This window comes from Allosphingosinicella deserti (assembly GCF_003012735.1).
GTDB classification, from domain to species: Bacteria; Pseudomonadota; Alphaproteobacteria; order Sphingomonadales; family Sphingomonadaceae; genus Allosphingosinicella; species Allosphingosinicella deserti.
In genome coordinates this window covers 41,720-59,402 of sequence record NZ_PXYI01000015.1, presented here as the reverse complement: position 1 = coordinate 59,402, position 17,683 = coordinate 41,720, and the positions used below count along the sequence as shown (strand labels likewise).

Below are 17,683 nucleotides of genomic sequence, written 5' to 3'. Positions count from 1 at the left end.
CCATTCGAATTGACCGCGATCCGGCATGTCTCCCTATGGTCCGCACATCTCCGTGCTTCGACGAGTTAGCGCTCGCGCCGGATAGGGTAGACGAGATGGTAAGGGCTCGGCGCGGGCAAGCGCTCGGTGAGCCACGCGAGCCGGGCCGCTCCATCCGCGGCAAATGCCGGTTCAGCGGCCAGCTTGGCTTCGAACGCGGACCGCACCGCTGCGTCATGTTCCAGAAGATCTTCGGCGAGCGGCGCGCGGACGAAATCCTCAGCGGCCGGCGGCGGCGAAAGCATCTCCGGGAAGAAGCCCCAGGCGAGGAAGGAATCCGGGGCTTCTGGTTCCAGCAACGCGGCGGCCAGTAGCCCAAGCGGTTGATCCGAGGGTACCCGGACCGCGCCCACGGCAAGTGTTTCGGAGACGGTCTCGTGCTCGAACGATGCGGCAAGCGGCAATCGTCCGTCCTGTGCGCGCTGCACGACGGCATCGCGCAAGCGAACGCGATCTACGGTCAGCGTTCGGGGTGCCTCCAACATCTGAAAGCCGATACCGTGCAGCCGCAGGCGGTCGAGGACCTCCGTCTGTTCCCTGGGTACCCACCACGCCTTTGGCAGCGTCACGGTTTCCACAGGCTCCTGGCCAATGATTGGCATGCGGAAGGTGATGGGCTTTCCCGTCCAACGTTGCTCCAGACGGCCGCTCGCGGGTGACCGATACGTCTCGAACGCAACGCCCTTGAAGCTTTTGACAAATCCGATCGGGTTCGGGGCCGGCCTCCAGCGCGCCAGCATTGTTGCGGGGCGGCTGGACCTGTCGCGCCGCTTGGCCTTGAGGATGCGCTCCCTGTCCTGCGCAGCCAACTCAAGCGCCGCTTCCAGCAGCACATAGGTCCCCAGCACACGTTGTCGGTAGGGCTTGAGCATGTGGTTTTCGACAAGCACCGTCGGCACTCCGATGAAATCACCGTAGCCAGTGGAATAACGCGGCCCTTCGGGTGCCTGGCGGATGCCCTTCTCGGGCACGCGCGTATCGATCGGGCTCGGGTAGATCGTCGGCACGTGTCCCGCACGCTCCAGCGCCGTGATCATCCGTGAGCCGAAGCGGCTCATCAGCCACTCGGCGGTGGCACGCCGGTAGGCGTAGCGTCCCCAGCCGGCATAAGTGAAGGTGATGTCATACTGCATGTCGAAACCGCTGCTGACATGACAGTCGATATAGAGGACAGGGTCGAGCCTGCGCAGCAGCGAGATCATCGCACGCGTCTCCGGCGCATCCGCCTTGGCATAATCGCGATTCAAGTTGATGTTTCGCGCATTCCCAACATAGCCCTTCTCAAGTGGGCCGCGATGCGCCGGGAAGTTCCAGGGGCTCATCCGCTCATGACCGTCGACGTTGTAGATCGGCACGAACACCAGGTCGACGTGATCCAGGAGTGTGTCCTTGCCGCGCAGGGCGATGTCGCGCAGCAGCATGAGTCCGGCGTCCTTGCCGTCGATTTCACCTGCGTGAATGCCCGCCTGGACCAGTACGACCGGGTTGCCGGACCGCCCCTTGCTCGCACGCACCATCAGCAGGTCCCGACCTTCTCCGGTGCGCCCGAACGTCTCGACGGAAACTAGCGGCGACGCAGCGTCCAACCGTTCGAGCCAGGCGCGGGTTTCGGCATAATGCGGGGTAGTCGCGAAACCCTCGCGCTCTGCCGGCGTGATCCACGGATCATCTGCTTTCGCGATCAAGCGCTCGCTAGCTCCTGACCAGGGCAGCGCGGGTGGCAGCACTGCGGCCGGGAGTGCTGTCACGTTCGCAGGCGATTGCGCCTTAGCGAGAGAGGAAAGGAGCACCGCAGCCGCCGCAGGCGGTAGCAGCATCGAACGCAGGATGTGCATGTTACGTGTCCTGGGCTTCGGGAGATAGACCAACCGTCGGACGAGAGGTCGGCAGACAAAAGGAGATCTGGTGCAGGACCGCACCCTCCGTCCATTCAAGGCGAGAAGACCCGGCGCTATGCTTCAGACTCTTATCGCAAGCCCGCCGCACAAAAGGAGAACCTTACAGCGCGTAGCGAAGCGAGGCGCGTATTGTTCGCGGTGCGCCCGGATAGATCCACAAGGCACTGTACGAGCTCGCGGCGTAGCGCTTATCGAACAGATTGTCCGCCTCAAGACGGAACCGCAAACCTTTGGCCAGAGGCGCTTCGATCGCCGCCTTCACCTTCACATAGTCCGGCAAGATCACAGGCGTTGCCGTCAGCGATCCGGCGCGGTCGCCCACGTAAGCAACACCGCCGCTCAACTGCCAGTCGCCGCGCGCTGTCGGGATACTATGCACGGCCAGCAGCGTGCCCGAATGCTCCGCCACGTTCAGCACGTCAGGCGTCGGGAACGCCGCGTCATCCGCCTTCGCATCGACCCAGGCATAGTTGGCGACGATCTGCCAGCGATCGCCGAGCCGTGCCGACGCGTCGAATTCGATCCCGCGGCTGACGAGACTTCCAACCGGGGCAAGGAAGTTCGGATCGACCGGATCGGTGGTGAGGATGTCCTGCTTGCGAATGTCAAACCAGGTCGCCGCTACGTCGATACCGGGCAGGTTGGCGGCAACCCCGACCTCGTAACCCCGGCCCGTTTCCGGTCCGAAGCCGGAGCCGTTGCGATCAGTGCCGGTATTCAGCGAGAAGTTCTCGCCCCAATTGGCGTGCACCGCGAACATGTCGGTGACGCGGTACCGCCCGCCGACGCGGAAGGTCACCGGCTCGTCGATGTTGCGCCCGGTGCCACCGGTGTTGTTGTTGACGATCTTCTGCCGATAGGAATCGAGCCGAGCGCCACCGACCAGCGTCAGCCGGTCGGTGACCTCCCACATGTCCTGAACATAGATCGTTCCTGCCCAGCGGCTCTCGTCATTGTTGGTGAACGGACGAAGCGGCGCGGCCACTGATCCGTACTCGGGATCGAACAGGTCGACGGCGTAGGGCGCGGCTGCGGATGGGTTGATACGCATCCAGCGCTCTCCGTACAGGAAGCGGTAGCCCTTCAGCCCGACGCTTACCCGATGCCGCCCAATCTGTCCGGCAAGCTCCAGCCGTGCCGAAAGATCGTCCACGCTGAAGTCGCGCGACCGGCGCTGCCGCCAGAGCGACGTCCCGACGATCCGCGACTGGTCCGCCGACAATCCCTTCAGCGTGCCCTCACGCCAGACCAGACCACCGTTCAAAGTCCAGCCACCGCCGAGTTCGGCCAGCGCAGTGACCTGATGCTGGTTGTTCCGGGACCTGGTGATGCCGTTCGATGGCTCGCCATAATAATTGGCGCGCGGCAAAGCGTTGGCGTCGCCGTCTATCGCTGGAATCCCGCGATCAAATGGTGTGTCGAACTGGCTGAACTCACCGGTGTAGGTCAGCCGAAAGGCGTCGCTCGGCTGCCAGGTGAGTGAAGGCGAAACGATGCGGCGTCGGATCGACACCGTGTCCCGCCAGCCGTCGCTGTCCTCCGCCGCAACGACAATCCGCGCGGCCAGCGTGCGCGTCAGCGGTCCCGTTGCATCGATCTCCATCCGGCGCGTGTCGAACGAGCCGTAGCTGACCATTGCATTGGCGTGAGGCGCAAACCGCGGCACCTTCGTCACGATGTTCACCCGCCCACCAGGATCGACATCGCCGAACAGCGCTCCGGCCGGGCCCTTGAGCACCTCGATGCGTTCGGTCGTGGCGGGATCGCGTGGGGGTGCCATTCCGCGGTTCGCCAGGAAGCCGTTCACATAATATTCCGCGCCGCCGTCCGGCGTGCCAAGGAACCCACGGACGGCGAAATTGTCGATGACGCCGCCGCGATTGTTCTGCTGGCTGAACCCGCTCACCAGTTCCAGAGCGTCGCTGAGCCGGTAGGTTCCGGCAGCGTCGAGAATGTCTCGCTCCAGCGATCGGCTCGACTGGGACATACGCTCTGTGACGCGGTCGGACGACAGGGTGCGATCCACCACGTGGCGTGTGCCGATCACCACGATGGAGCCTTCGGCGACAGCTCCGGCCGGATCAGCGCCATCCTGGGCGCTGGCAGGTGCTGCCCCGACCACGAGCGCCAGTCCCAAAGCGGACGACCGCATTCGCGTGGTGAAGCTGGCAACGACGGACATGAGCACTCCATGGCTGTAATCGGACCCACCCCGGCTTGGAACGGTCACGCGATATGTTGCAACATCCCATAGAGTTATCCCGCTGCAACGCAACAGAGTCGCTGCGCTGGAATCGGCATCTTGGATCAGGTGATGAAGACCCGCCGAAGCCCCAGGTTTCGCGCGAGCGGCGGCTTGGCATCGTCAGCGTATACCAAGTGCAAGGATCCTCGCCGGGGAGATTCCCGCCCCGGCGAGGATCCGCTCCGATGCGGAGAAAACGCGAACGGGACAGATCGCGTCGGGAGGAATTCAGCACGGCTGATCGGCCAAAGCAAGTAAGTTGGGAAAGGCTCGCCTCTTCATGCTGCGGTTGCCATTCCCTCCTTGAGACACGGTGGTCGAGGTAGTCACGACCCCTTCTACGGCGCAGATTCAATGCCGCCGCGGCGGCCAGAGTACGGCCTCATGCACGTCACCCGCGCGACGGTGCCCCAGATCGTGCTCGATGGCGCCGGGTCAGAGCTCCGGCGCCATCGCGTGCGCATCGCCGGCGGTCAGGCACCTGATGGTTTCAGATAAACAAATGTACTTCGTTTACGCATAGTTGACGTCCAGATACCGGCGTGCAACATCCTCGAACAAAGGGCAGAGTACGAGGCGGGATGGCTTGTCAGTGGGCTGAAGGTGAAGCGGAGTGAGGCTGATAACGGCGACTTCTCTGCTGCTCGCCGCGGCCGGAGCCGTCGCCAGCCCCGCCGTTTCTAGGGCGCAGCAAATTCCATCACTTTGGCGCGACGTCTCGAGCATTGGTGTCACCTGCCTGGTGCAGACACCGGGCGGCGTGGACAATGGCGCCATTCATGCGCGGCTGTGCGAGGCAGTTCGCGGCCGCGTCGCACCGGGCTCGCCCGTTCCGGTCCAGGTCGTCGAATTGGGCGGAGAGGCACTGGCGCAGGGCCGGGTCACGCTGCTGGTTCATGCCACCCTCACCGAAGTTCGCGGGCAGCCCCTGATAGCGTTGTCCGTACGCCCGTTCCGCAATGCCAGCGATGCGGGCCAGTTCTTCGGCGCGGCGCCCCAGGTAGTAGCAGCCGACGACAACGCCGCCCTCGATGCGGCAATCCGCGCAATTCTGGCGGAGACGCTGCCGTGGCAGGCCGCTGATCAACACGGCTCGAGGCCGCTACCGAATAGACCGAAAACGAAACAAGAATAGACTGCCTCAGGGAAGGACAAGAGAAGAACATGCTTTCAAAGATTGCCGCCAAGCCAAGCCAGCCAACCCTGCACACGTCGCAATTCGACTGTGCCTGCCCGATGTGCACCGGCGGTCTCGACCCCAATATCGGGCTCGTCATCACCGACCCCGGTGCGTTCGTCCCGAACACAGACGCTTCCGTCGATCGGCTGGCTGGAACCACGGCGGCCAACGGAAAGCCGATCTGGTCGCCCGACCAGATCGCCGATCACCTCAACCGCAGCGGCGCCAGCTGGATCGGCGGCAGAGATCCTGCCGTGCAAGGCGACGACAACCTGCGGGAGATTACCTTCGGATTCCATGAAAGCCAGCAAACGCTGGAAGACAACGGATATGTCTACACGGAGAACGGAACCGACTATTTCGCACTCTCGGAATATTTCAACTTTGCCGCGTTCAACAGCGGACAGCGCGCCGCCGCACGGGACGCGATGGGCTACTGGGACGATGTGGTATCGGTCACGTTCCGCGAGGCCGCGATCAACGACGCGGACATTGCTTTCGGCAACCTCGCCAATGCCCCCAATACCCAGGCATATGCCCGGCTCCCCTTCGGCACCGTCGTTGCGGGCAACCCAGCGCTGAACGATCAGGTGCGTGACATCGTCGGCGACGTTTGGGTGTCCGCCAGCCAGGCGAGCAACTTCCAGCTGACTCCTGGCGGCTATGGGCTCAACACGCTGACTCACGAGATCGGCCACGCCATCGGCCTGTCCCACCCGGGCAATTACAATTTCGGCCCCGGCTTTGCGGTGACCTACGCCAACGGCGCCGAATATTACCAGGACGCCCGCAACTACACGATCATGTCGTACTGGAATCCGCGTGATATTGGGGCGCGTGATTACAACTGGAACAGCATGGCCCTTGCCTATGGCGCGACGCCGATGATCCACGACATCCTGGCCGTGCAGAAGATGTATGGGGTCGACGCGACGACGCGCACCGGCGACACGGTGTACGGCTTCAACAGCAATGCCGGCAAGACGGTGTTCGACTTCACGGTGAACGTGGCACCGACGGTTACGATCTGGGATGCCGGCGGCAACGACACCCTGGATGTCTCGGGGTACCGTACCGATCAGGAGATCAATCTCAATCCCGGCTCGCTCAGCAGCATCGGCGGAGTCACTTATGCCGAGGCACTCGAGCGGCTGTCCTTCGAGCAGGTCAATGCGAACAGGGCTGCGCAGGGATATCCGCCGATCGCTCGAGCGACCTACGATGCCAACATCGCGGCTCTGGCGGCGAACAACCTGCTCGGCCGCCTCACCGACAATGTCGGCATCGCTTATGGTGCGATCATCGAGAACGCGGTCGGCGGCAGCGGCAACGATCGCCTCATCGCCAATGCAGTCGCCAACCTCCTCGATGGGGGCGCGGGCATCGACATCGTCAGCTATCGGGACGCAGCGACCGGCGTCGTCGCCTCACTGGCAGCGTTGCGAGGCACAGCCGGCGACGCCGCCGGCGACCGCTACGTGAACATCGAGGGTCTGGAAGGCAGCGCGTTCGACGACACGCTGATCGGCGGCACCGGCAACGAGACTCTGAATGGCGGCAACGGCAACGACATCCTTGGCGGCGGTAACGGAGCAGACTCCTTGAACGGCGGTGGCGGCAATGACGCCGTGCGCGGCGGCAACGACAACGATACCCTGGAGGGTAGCGCCGGCGACGACACCCTCGACGGCGACAACGGCCTCGACACGCTGCAGGGTGGCGACGGGCGCGATCTGCTGCGCGGCGGGAACGATGACGACACGCTGATGGGCGGCGGCGGGGACGACACCCTCCAGGGCGGCAACGGCAATGATGTGCTCGATGCGGGTGCCGGCAGGGACACGCTGACCGGCGGCAACGGTCAGGACATCTTCGGGTTCAAGGATCTCGGCGAGACCGACATCGTGACGGATTTCCGACGCGGGCAGGATATCTTCGATCTGAGCGGGCTTGATGCGATTGCCGGCGGCGAGCCCGATGCCTTCTCCTGGATCGGATCGTCAGCATTCGGCAACACGGCGGGCCAGCTCCGCTCCTACTCCTCCGGAGGAGCCTTCTTCCTTGCCGGAGACGTGGACGGCGATGGCGCTGCCGACTTCATCATCCAAACCAATGTTCAGGTGATACAAGCGGACATTCTGTTCGGCTGAGCCAGTACGAGGCCTGGCTCGCCCGCTGGCAAGCCAGGCCTTCGAGCGCGCGCAAAGCAGCCGCGCACGTGGCATCGTACTGAGGCCTGAACCCACCGGCACCGTCTTTCGCGGGCTCATCGTCAAACGTCCGGAAAGCGCCTGGAGCGTTCTAGGAGTTGCGCGTCAGGCGGAACGAACGCCGCGGTGCGTGCGATCAGCCCGGCTTCTAATGAGCTGGCAACTCGGCTGACCACGGGGAGACAGACCTTCTCGAGACTGTTGCTCTTTTGCACGGCTCGTGGAGAACCTGCTCCCCTTTCACGGATCGGGTTGCCGCCCGCGACGCCCTAATGTTATCTCATCGCCGATGTCGCGCCTTTTGGCCCTTCTCCTGCTGTTTTCGCTCGCCGTGACCAACAGCGCGGCGATCGCCAGCGTCGTCTGCTCGCACGCCGACGCACAGGCGCATGCTGCCGCCCGCGGAAGCGAGGACGTGGCGATCGTGCAAGCGGCGCTGGCCGAAGAGACGTCCGCCAAGTCGATATCGAAGAAGGGTTCGCTCGCGGACGCCGCCGCCGTGTCGCTCGCGGCCTATGCGCTTCCGCCCGAGACGTTCCAGCTGAGCGCGCATCGGCCGCAAATGCTGCGCGGCGTGCCTGCGGAGTCCGCCATCCTCCACGGCAGGACGCTTGCGCCGCTCGCGGAGCCGCCGCTCGGCTGACCCCGGCGTGCCGTCCGGCGCGTCATGCCTGTCCCCGCGCGCCAGCCGTCCGACACGCTTCGGAAGGCCGTGCGGCACGGCCACCCACCCGCTCTTCGCACATCATGGTGCCTTGCTGCGCCAATTCGCTGCCCAGCGGCAGCCAGCCAATCGGATGTACCTCATGCTTCGCCTCACCCTCCTTGCCGGCACCGCCGCCGCGCTCGTTTCCCAGCCTGCTTTCGCCCAGACCAGCAACCTCGCGCCGGCCGCCGACGCCGCCCAAGCGGCGCCCGGCAGCGAGCAGCACGAGGAATCGCAGGAGATCATCGTCACCGGCAATTACGTCCGCGAACTCAGCCTGCTTTCGGGCGCCTCGGTGCTGACCGGGACCGAGCTGCTGCGCGACGTCCGTCCGCAGCTCGGCGACACCTTGGCGCGCCAGGCGGGCGTCTCCTCCACCTCGTTCAGCCCGGGTGCCTCGCGGCCCGTCCTGCGCGGCTTTCAGGGCGAGCGGATCCGGGTGCTCACCGACGGCATCGGATCGATCGACGTATCCAACACGTCCGCGGACCACGCCGTCACCATCGATCCGCTCACCGCCGAGCGGATCGAGGTGCTGCACGGCCCCGCCGTATTGCTGTTCGGTAGCCAGGCGATCGGCGGCGCGGTCAACGTTCTCGACCGCAGGATACCGCGCGCTCTCCCGGAAAACGGCGCCCATGTCGACGTGATCGGCGCCTACGGCTCGGCCGCCGATGAGCGCAGCATCGGCGCCGGCGCCGACGTCGCCGTCGGAGAAGGCCTCGTCCTCCACCTAGACGGCACCTGGCGCAAGACCGATGATCTTCGCGCCGGCGGCTACGTGCTCTCCCCCGCGATCCGCGCCGAGCAGCTGGAGATCGCCGCGGAAGAGGCCGAGGAAGGCCATCTCGACGAGGCTGCCGAAGCCACCGAGAATGCCAATCGCCGCGGCAGGATCCCCAACAGCGGTACCGAGCAGAAGACGCTCGCCGGCGGCTTTGCCCTCATCCGCGACGGCGGCAGCCTCGGCGTGTCGGTCAGCTGGTTCGACAGCGATTACGGCGTTCCGACCGCGCCGGGTGCCGGCCACCATCATCACGAGGGCGAAGAAGGCGGCGAAGAGGCGGAGGAAGCGGAGCATGGCGAGGAAGCCGTCACCATCGGCCTGGAGCAGGTGCGTGCCGATCTGCGCGCGCAGGTGAATGTCGGCGGATCTTTCCTCGATCAGATCCGCGTCCGGCTCGGCGCGGCCGACTACAAGCACACCGAGTTCGAAGGCGACGAGGTCGGCACCGTCTTCAACACCCAGGGCATGGAAGGGCGCTTCGAGCTCGTCCAGGCCGATCGCAACGGCTGGCGCGGCGCCAGCGGCGCCCAGTTCTTCCAGCGCGACTTCGAAGCGATCGGCGCCGAGGCGTTCGTCCCCGCCAACGAGACCAGCCAGTTCGGCCTGTTCACCCTCCAGGAGTTCAAGCTCGGCGGGATCGAGCTCGAGGCCGCCGGCCGCTACGAGCATACCAAGGTGCGCTCGAACGTGGTCGACGTCGATCGCAGTTTCGATGCCTTCTCCGCGGCTTTCGGTGCGGCCTACGCGCCCAGCGAGGCATTCCGCTTCGGCGTGAACCTGTCGCGGGCGGAGCGCGCGCCCGCCGCCGAGGAATTGCTGTCCAACGGTCCGCACGTCGCCACCCAGGCGTTCGAGATCGGCGATCCAACGCTCGCCAAGGAGAAGAGCTGGGGACTTGAGGCCTATGTCCGGGCACAGGCCGGCCCGCTGCGCCTGCGCGCCAGCGTCTATGCCAATTGGTTCGACGACTACATCTTCCAGACGGCAACCGGCGAGGAACAGGACGAGCTTCCGGTCTTCCAATATTTCCAGCGGGACGCGCGCTATTTCGGCTTCGAAGCGGAGGCTTCGGCGGACCTGTTCAAGGCGGGCGATTTCACCATCCGCGCCGACGCCGTCGCCGATTATGTCCGCGCGACCGTCGACGCCGGCGGACCTGTCCCGCGCATCCCGCCGCTGCGCCTGCTCGGCGGGCTCGAGGCCGGATCGGACACGCTGACCGCGCGTGCCGAGGTCGAGTGGGTGGACGACCAGGACCGGGTGGCGGAGCTCGAGACGCCCACGGACGGGTTCACCCTGGTCAACGCCTCCCTCGCATGGCGGCCGTGGAGCGCCCGCGAGACGACCCTCATCCTCTCCGCCAACAACATCTTCGACGTCGATGCACGCCGCCATGCCTCCTTCACCAAGGAGTTCGTGCCGCTCGCCGGTCGCGACATCCGGGTCAGCGCGCGCGTGAGCTTCTGAGCGCGGAGATGCGCCGTGCCGATCGCAAGCCCCTCGATCCTGCGAAGCCTCCGCGACCATCTCGTTCCGCCGGGGGCTGAGCACAACGCTTTGCGCAGGTCCTCAGCCAGGGCGCCGTCCGGTTGCCCTGGCGAGGCGTCCTTGGTGAGTGGCATGGGCCTTACTCTCGCCGTGCTGCTTGCCGCCTGCGCGCTCGGCCTCCCCGCGCCGGCGGAGGCGCGGCCCCGCGAGCACGGGCCGCTGCACCGGGCGGTCGAATCCGGTGTCCTGATCCCGCTTTCCGCCATCGAACAAAGGATCCTCCCGAAGATGCGGGGAAGCCAGTATCTCGGCCCCGAGTTCGACGAGGAGGCGGCCATCTACCGGCTCAAGTTCATCCGCAACGGGCAGGTCATCTGGATCGACGTCGACGCGCGCTCGGGGCGGGTCGTGAGCCGGACCGGGCCGTGACCCCGCAAGCCCGCGAGCCGCGAGCCTGTTCTCCTTCCCGTGTGAAGGAAGGCTGCGGTCGCCCGCGGCGGCTGCCTGGCCGCTTGCCGACGAGCGCGCCTGTAAGGCCGCCTATTGCCATCCGATCCGGCACGGCCTGATGCCGGGCCGCAGCGGCAGTTGGGCGACGCTCCTCAGGAGGCGCGAGCCGTGCGCCGGTCGCTCCGCGGCCCGCGCAGAGTAGGAGGGCCGAGCCGATGCGCCGCCTTGTGATCCTGGTGCTGATGCTGGCGCTCGCGCTTGCCAACGGCCCCGCCATGGCCGCCGCCATGTGCGCGCACGCCGATGTCGCCGCGCATGTCAGCGCGCGCGAAGGCGGCGACGGCATGGCTACCCGCGCCGCGCTTGCGGAGGAAGTCGCGGGCAAGAGCGTCTCGCGCCATGAAGCGACGCCGGACAGCGCCGCCGCTGCGCTGGCCGGGTGTATCCTCCCGCGTGCGCCGGAAGCGCCCTTCCGTCTGTTCTGCGCAACGGCGCCCCCGGCCCCGATGGGTGTCGCGATCCTCGCCGGGCGGTCCGAACCCCCGCTGCTCAAGCCACCGCCTCTTGCCTGACCGGGTGCCGCTCGGCACGCCGTCAGGTCCTTGCGAGATCGAGCTCTGACGCGCTCGACCTCGATCTCCCTCGGGCTGCCCTGCTGAAACCGCCGCGCGGGTGCGTCACCGAACGCTTGCCGTCGCGCGCGATCGCAAAGGATTCCAGCTCATGCGTCACGAATACTTTGCCGGGAGCACCGGCGCACCCCAGGCTCACTCGCAAGGGTCCGCGACCCTGGAGCCCTTTGGGCCTCCCAGCCGTCCCGACATCAAAGATCGCGATCGGCCCCCGATGCGTGCGTTGCCCTTCGAGGCATATCTGTTTCACGGGGAGTCAGGCGGAATTCGTTGGAGCCCCCATCGAGAAAACGTGCTGCGCGCCCTCTGGAATGCAAATCGGCCGATGGGCGCCTATGAAATCGCCCATATTCTCGGCACTGGCAGGGGCCCGAAACACCCGACGGTCGTCTATCGGTGTCTCCACGCATTCCAGCACGCGCGCCTCGTGTTACCAGTAATAACTTGGAAGCGTTTCGTGATCTCGCCCGATCCCTCCACAGTGTGCTGGGGTTTGCTGCTCTGCAAGAGCTGCCGCTCCCATCTTCCCGTCGACCTGACGTCGCAGGTTGTGAGTCTGAACACCAGGTTGGCCGAGCGTGGCTTCATACCCAGAGATGTCTCGGCCGAGGTCGAAGGCGTTTGCAGGGCCTGTCAGGTACACTGAGGCCGGACGCTGGCTTGTGCTCTATTACACTCATTGGCCCACAGCAGCGGTGGTTCGCTAGCGTGCGCAGCGGTAGGAACCTCCCAGTGTGCCGCTCCCTGCGGATCCGCAATGGGCGGCCCCTGACGGCAGGATGCCGCCCATGGTCAGAGCAGAGCGCCCTGCCGCTCCGCCGCTCAGCGATGCTCGAAAAGCTCTGCGTCGTCGGGATCCTCGCGCAGCAGCTCGAGCATGGCTAGAGCGCAACCGAGATCAGGCCAATTCCCACCGACAAGCCTGCAAGGATGCTTCTGATGACTTCCCCCGCCAAGACGCTCGAGCGCTTCGTCGAAGCTCAGGCCCCGGTCTACGCCGGCGCGCTGGCCGAGATCCGACGTGGCGTCAAACGATCCCACTGGATGTGGTTCGTCTTCCCGCAGCTAGAGGGCCTTGACCGCAGTCCGGCAGCCACATTCTACGGCATCCGCTCGATAGACGAAGCTAGAGCGTACCTTGAGCATCCTCTCCTCGGCCCGCATTACCTTGAGTGTGTCACGACTCTCCAGGATCTTACAACCAGCGATCCGGTTGCGGTGTTAGGCGAGGTTGATGCGGTGAAGCTGCGATCATCACTGACCCTTTTCGAGCTGGCCCAGCCGTTGCCCCTCTTCACCGCTGCGCTTAATCGATGGTTCGCAGGCTCGCGAGATCAGGCCACATTGCGCATGCTGGACTCACTCGCCCGGCCCGGCGGCTCCGCTAGCTGAAGGCAGGAACCGGTACACCGTTCCCCGCGAAATTCCGAGCTGACGGGCAATATGGGCTGGCTTGACCCCGTCAGCCGCAAGCTTCCGTACTGACTCGGGATCAATTCGCTGCTTGCCACCCTTGTAGACCCCCCTCGCCTTCGCGGCCTGGATGCCTTCTGCCTGCCGCTCTCTCCAGGTTGGTCTCGAACTCGGCGAAGACGCCGAGTATGTCGAGGAACGCCTTGCCCGCAGCGGTAATCGCCAATGCCGCCGAAAAGCGAGGACTGGATGGCGAGCAGGTGTTTACGCGGCTGACGATGTTCAAGGCCGTCGACCGGCGGACGTACGAGCGCAGCCTCGTGGCTGCCAGGACGCACGCCGACGCCGCAGCCGCAGCCGAACACGATTCGTCGGTCCTGCGCGAGCAGTTCATTGCAGTGCACGGGCATGATCTCAGAAATCCGCTGGCGGCTTTGGCCGCCGGGATTCATATGATCTCCGAAAAGGAGACGCTGAGCGAGCGTGGCGAGTTGGTGGCCAAGGAGATGCGCGCGAGCGTCTCCCGCGCCCAGTCGCTGATCGAGAATGTTCTCGACTTCGCGCGCGGCCGGCTCGGCGACGGCCTCACCCTCGCCCGCACCCGGACGTATTTGGCACCTGTTCTCGAGCAGGTTGTCAGCGAGATCCGAGCGATCGCGCCGGATCGCGAGATCACCGCGCATTTCTCGATCGACTGCGACCCGAGCAGGATCGCGCAGCTCGCTTCGAATTTGATCGCCAATGCCGTGACGCATGGTGCTTCGGTCATCCCCATCGAGGTTGAAGCGAGATCTGCCGATGGCAGGCTCGTCTTTTCTGTCGTTAATGGCGGCGCTCCGATCCCGTCCGCCGCCCGTGAGCGGCTATTCCAACCTTTCTTCCGAGGGGCGGTTCAGCGCAGACAGGAGGGGCTCGGCCTCGGACTGTTCATCGTCAATGAAATTGCGCAGGCCCATGGCGGCACGATGGAGGTCGGCTCGTCCGAAGAGGAGACACGCTTCACCTTCACCATGCCACTTTCTCCTGCGTCCAGCTCGTCGGCCAGCGCTGCCAACGTCCAGCCGCCGGGCTGAGTGACGTAGCCTGCGATGGCCGAAATCGCCATGGCCGTCCCTCCACGGCGCTGGAGGCAATGATCCGTCCATGGGTACAAAGCCTAGTTGCCCAGTTGCACGAGATGCCCATATCGTTTTTATGAATAACAACATCAGTGACAGAGAGTTAGCCGACGTGGACGAACTCGTCGGTAACGGGCGGGCGGTGCCCGCAGTGATCGTCAAAGCGATATTGCAGCGGCTTCGCGAAGCCGAAGCTTGCGTCGCAGAGCGCGTCTAGGCGCACCGGACGCCTCAATATGGTCGCATGATCAGGTAAGGGTCAGAATGCCACATGCAAGCGCGTTCCTGCCCGATCGGCAGCGCTTCGCCTGCATTCGAGATGGGCCGACTCGTTGCGGGTAGCTGATTATCTTGCCTCGAAGGTCTCGACGGTTTGCCAGGCGATGCCTGTTCGGGCACGTGCGCGGCGCGATCGAACTGAACCTACCCACGAGCAAAGGAGCTCGCATGGCCAACGAACGGGCCGAGCTTTTACCACTCGCCTTTCCAATAGCTGGCGGAGAGATGGGAAGGCTGCTGCGAGACCGCGACTGGTCGGCGTCGTCGCTGGGTGATCCTCCCAGTTGGCCCCATGAGCTTCGTGCAGCGTTGCAGCTTTGCCTCGACACGCCGATCGTCGGGGCGGTGCATTGGGGGCCGGAGCTCCTCACGTTCTACAACGATGCCTATGCTCCGGTCCTGGCAGATCGCCAACCCCCACGCACTCGGACAACCGCTGAGCAGGGTCTGGCCGGAAGTCTTGGACGTGCTCGCCCCCCAGTACGCCTCGGTCATGGAGACAGGCCGGGGCTTCTCGACGGACCACCCACTCCTTCGGATCCGTCGGAACGGACGCCTTGAGGACACCTACTGGATTTACTCCTTCGCGCCCCTGCATGCTGACGGCGCGGTCGCGGGCGTTTTCGTTACCGCGTTCGAGACGACCGACAAGGTGGTCGCGGAGCGGCGCCTTACGGAAGTGCAGCAGCGCCAACGACACATGCTCCAGCAGATGCCGGGCTTCGTCGGAATGCTTTCCGGTCCGGATCTCGTCTTTACCTATGTCAATGACGCCTATGTGGCGATCTCGGAGCGCACCGAGTTCATCGGCCGCCGTTTCCGCGACGTCTTCGCCGACATCGAGGGCCAGGGCTTCCACAAGCTGTTCGAGAGCGTGTTCCACTCTGGGGAAGGCGTGGTCACGCGGGGAATGGAGTTGCGGCTGCACGGCCGGGAAGAAACGCAGTATGTCGACTTCGTCCTGGAGCCGATCCGCGACGACGATGGCGTCGTCACGGGGGTCTTTGTAGGCGGATACGAGACGACAGAGCTCTACCGCGGGAACGAAGCGCTTCGTCAAAGCGAGGAGCGGTACCGCACCTTGTTCGAGAATATCGACGCTGCCTTCTGCGTCGTCGAAGTGATCTTCGACGACGCAGGCCGCCCGGTCGATCATCGGTTCGTCGAGACCAACCCCGCATTCGAGCGGCAAAGCGGGCTCGAGGACGCGCTCGGGCGGACCGCGCGTGAAATCCTTCCGGAACACGAGCAGCACTGGTTCGACATTTACGGCGAGATCGTCAGGACCGGCAACTCGGCGCGTTTCGAGAGCAGCTCGGAAGCACTTGGCCGGTGGTTCGAGGTGCATGCGCTACGCGTCGGCACACCCGAACAGCGCCGGGTCGCCATCCTGTTCAACGACATCACGGAGCGCAAACGAAGCGAAGCGGCATTGCGTGAGCTGAACGCAACGCTCGAACAGCGCGTCGCCGATGGCCTCGCGGAGCGCAACGTGCTCGCCACGCTTGTGGAGATCACCGATGTCTTCGTCATGGCGCGCGACTTCGATTACAAGATACTGGCTATCAACAAGTCGAACGCGGACGAGTTCGAGCGCATCTACGGTGTCCGGCCCCGCGCCGGCGACAACCTTCTGGGACTGCTCGCCGACCAGCCGGAGCACCAGGCGCAGGTTCGTGCGGGCTGGGACCGAGGCTTGGCCGGAGAAGAGGTCTCGTTCGTGGAGGACTTCGGCGATCCTGGGCGCACACGACCTTATTACGAAGTCAAGTTTCGCCCGCTGAAGAACGAGGTCGGCGAGCGGATCGGCGCGTACCAGTTTGTCGCAGACGTCACCCAGCGCCTGCGCGAGCAGGCGCAACTGGTCGAGGCGCAGGAGGCGCTCCGCCAAAGCCAGAAAATGGAAGCCATGGGCCAGCTCACAGGCGGCGTCGCGCATGACTTCAATAACCTGCTGACTCCCATCATGGGCTCGCTCGACATGCTGCTGCGTCGGGGTTTGGGGAACGAGCGCGAACGGCGCCTGATCGACGGCGCTCTCCAGTCAGCCGAGCGTGCGAAGACGCTCGTCCAGCGCCTGCTCGCCTTTGCCCGCCGCCAGCCTTTGCAACCGGTAGCCGTGAACCTGGAGGGTCTCCTCAACGGCATTACCGGTATGATCGACAGCACGGTCGGCCCGCAGATCAGCGTACAGCTGAAGCTGGAGCCGCACTTGCCGCCGGTCAGGGCCGATGCCAATCAGCTCGAGATGGCGGTGCTGAACCTCGCGGTGAACGCGCGCGACGCCATGCCGGGGGGCGGCGTGCTGACGATCGATGCGGCCAGGGAGTCGGTGCGTATCGGCCACAGGTCCAAGCTTCGCCAGGGCCACTATGTCAGGCTGTCCGTATCCGACACGGGCATCGGCATGGACGAGGCAACGCTCGCCCGCGCCGTCGAGCCGTTCTTCTCGACCAAGGGGATCGGCCGTGGCACTGGTCTCGGCCTGTCGATGGTCCATGGACTGGCACTGCAGCTGGACGGTGAGCTGGCGATCGCCAGCGAACCCGGCAAGGGCACGCTTGTCGAGTTCTGGCTGCCGATCAGCTCGGACGCGATGGGTGATGACGAGAAACCAGTCGCCCGCACGGGCGGGCTGAAGCGGCGGCTCGGGACAGCCTTGTTGGTGGATGACGAAGAGCTCGTTCGGATGAGCACGGCCGACATGCTGATGGACATCGGCTACGAGGTCGTCGAGGCGAGTTCGGCCGAACAGGCGCTCATGATGGTGGACGACGGGCTGACACCCGACATCGTAGTCACGGACCATCTTATGCCCGGCATGACGGGCGGCGAGCTCGCAAGCGCTTTGAGAGCTCGGCGGCCTGCCCTCGCGGTGCTGATCGTCTCGGGTTACGCAGAAAGCGAAGGGATCGCGCCGGACCTTCCGAGGCTTACGAAGCCGTTTCGAAACGCGGAGTTGGCGACCAGCCTGGCGGCACTCTCGCCGGCGGCAGACTAGCAGCGGAAGCTGTTTGGAAGCACGAGACGCCGTTGGCGGCAGCCTCATTGCTGGCAGCGTCGGCGATCTCCCACGGGACGAGGAGGGCCTAAAGCCACGACGCATTCTGTTCGCCAGCTTCGAAGCGGCATGACGGTGTGGCAGCGGGCACGCGTGATCCCCAAGCTTCCGGCAGTCAGCGTTCGCAACGCCTGGTTCATCGGCGGTGTTGAATAGGTCTTGGATGCCGCCTCTCGA

Annotated in this window: 12 protein-coding genes; 9 read left to right on the top strand and 3 right to left on the bottom strand. The window is 65.0% G+C overall.

Going from position 1 to position 17,683, the window contains the following annotated elements; genetic code table 11:
* Positions 1-65: 65 nt before the first annotated feature.
* Together C7I55_RS26890 and C7I55_RS26885 are read right to left on the bottom strand one after the other, a co-directional pair.
* The gene (locus tag C7I55_RS26890) at positions 66-1,874 is read right to left on the bottom strand and encodes a M14 family metallopeptidase (protein WP_106516144.1); all 1,809 of its coding nucleotides are present in this window, start codon (positions 1,872-1,874) and stop codon (positions 66-68) included.
* A gap of 163 nt (positions 1,875-2,037) precedes the next feature.
* On the bottom strand, positions 2,038-4,119 hold the full coding sequence (locus C7I55_RS26885) for a TonB-dependent siderophore receptor (RefSeq protein ID WP_233222436.1): 2,082 nt from the start codon (positions 4,117-4,119) through the stop codon (positions 2,038-2,040).
* 676 nt (positions 4,120-4,795) lie between these two features.
* Between C7I55_RS26885 and C7I55_RS26880 the strand changes: the two genes are divergently transcribed.
* The 7 genes from C7I55_RS26880 to C7I55_RS26850 all read left to right on the top strand — a co-directional run bounded on the left by C7I55_RS26880 (position 4,796) and on the right by C7I55_RS26850 (position 13,027).
* A complete protein-coding gene (locus C7I55_RS26880; RefSeq protein WP_146151166.1) occupies positions 4,796-5,317 on the top strand; it encodes a hypothetical protein in 522 nt (173 codons plus the stop codon).
* 29 nt (positions 5,318-5,346) lie between these two features.
* The gene (locus tag C7I55_RS29340; protein ID WP_106516142.1) at positions 5,347-7,512 is read left to right on the top strand and encodes a M10 family metallopeptidase C-terminal domain-containing protein; all 2,166 of its coding nucleotides are present in this window, start codon (positions 5,347-5,349) and stop codon (positions 7,510-7,512) included.
* Between the two features lie 349 nt (positions 7,513-7,861).
* Positions 7,862-8,215 (top strand): hypothetical protein, encoded by a 354-nt coding sequence (locus C7I55_RS26870; RefSeq protein WP_146151165.1) that lies wholly within the window; start codon positions 7,862-7,864, stop codon positions 8,213-8,215.
* Between the two features lie 163 nt (positions 8,216-8,378).
* Positions 8,379-10,532 carry a TonB-dependent receptor gene (locus tag C7I55_RS26865; protein ID WP_106516140.1) on the top strand — a complete coding sequence of 718 codons (2,154 nt, stop codon included), beginning with the start codon at positions 8,379-8,381 and terminating at the stop codon, positions 10,530-10,532.
* Positions 10,533-10,685: 153 nt separating this feature from the next.
* Positions 10,686-10,982: a thioredoxin domain-containing protein gene (locus tag C7I55_RS26860; RefSeq protein ID WP_106516139.1), complete on the top strand. Its 297-nt coding sequence runs from the start codon at positions 10,686-10,688 to the stop codon at positions 10,980-10,982.
* Positions 10,983-11,218: 236 nt separating this feature from the next.
* Positions 11,219-11,575, top strand: coding sequence for a hypothetical protein (locus tag C7I55_RS26855; RefSeq protein WP_106516138.1), 357 nt, complete (start codon positions 11,219-11,221; stop codon positions 11,573-11,575).
* Between the two features lie 999 nt (positions 11,576-12,574).
* Positions 12,575-13,027 (top strand): DUF1810 domain-containing protein, encoded by a 453-nt coding sequence (locus tag C7I55_RS26850; protein WP_106516137.1) that lies wholly within the window; start codon positions 12,575-12,577, stop codon positions 13,025-13,027.
* Here C7I55_RS26850 and C7I55_RS29110 read toward each other — a convergent pair.
* Positions 12,995-13,132 (bottom strand): helix-turn-helix domain-containing protein, encoded by a 138-nt coding sequence (locus C7I55_RS29110; RefSeq protein WP_233222441.1) that lies wholly within the window; start codon positions 13,130-13,132, stop codon positions 12,995-12,997. The two genes, C7I55_RS26850 and C7I55_RS29110, sit on opposite strands and share 33 nt — an antisense overlap.
* 119 nt (positions 13,133-13,251) lie before the next feature.
* Between C7I55_RS29110 and C7I55_RS26840 the strand changes: the two genes are divergently transcribed.
* Entirely contained in the window at positions 13,252-14,121 is an 870-nt protein-coding gene (locus C7I55_RS26840) for a sensor histidine kinase (RefSeq protein ID WP_233222435.1), read from the top strand.
* 790 nt (positions 14,122-14,911) lie between these two features.
* A complete protein-coding gene (locus C7I55_RS29105) occupies positions 14,912-17,446 on the top strand; it encodes a PAS domain-containing protein (protein WP_233222440.1) in 2,535 nt (844 codons plus the stop codon).
* Positions 17,447-17,683 lie beyond the last annotated feature (237 nt).

Coding starts and splice junctions, on each gene's coding strand:
- C7I55_RS26890 (WP_106516144.1), bottom strand. CDS start 1,874: ATGCACATCCTGCGTTCGATGCTGCTACCGCCTGCGGCGGCTGCGGTG.
- C7I55_RS26885 (WP_233222436.1), bottom strand. CDS start 4,119: ATGTCCGTCGTTGCCAGCTTCACCACGCGAATGCGGTCGTCCGCTTTG.
- C7I55_RS29340 (WP_106516142.1), top strand. CDS start 5,347: ATGCTTTCAAAGATTGCCGCCAAGCCAAGCCAGCCAACCCTGCACACG.
- C7I55_RS26870 (WP_146151165.1), top strand. CDS start 7,862: ATGTCGCGCCTTTTGGCCCTTCTCCTGCTGTTTTCGCTCGCCGTGACC.
- C7I55_RS26865 (WP_106516140.1), top strand. CDS start 8,379: ATGCTTCGCCTCACCCTCCTTGCCGGCACCGCCGCCGCGCTCGTTTCC.
- C7I55_RS26860 (WP_106516139.1), top strand. CDS start 10,686: ATGGGCCTTACTCTCGCCGTGCTGCTTGCCGCCTGCGCGCTCGGCCTC.
- C7I55_RS26855 (WP_106516138.1), top strand. CDS start 11,219: ATGCGCCGCCTTGTGATCCTGGTGCTGATGCTGGCGCTCGCGCTTGCC.
- C7I55_RS26850 (WP_106516137.1), top strand. CDS start 12,575: ATGACTTCCCCCGCCAAGACGCTCGAGCGCTTCGTCGAAGCTCAGGCC.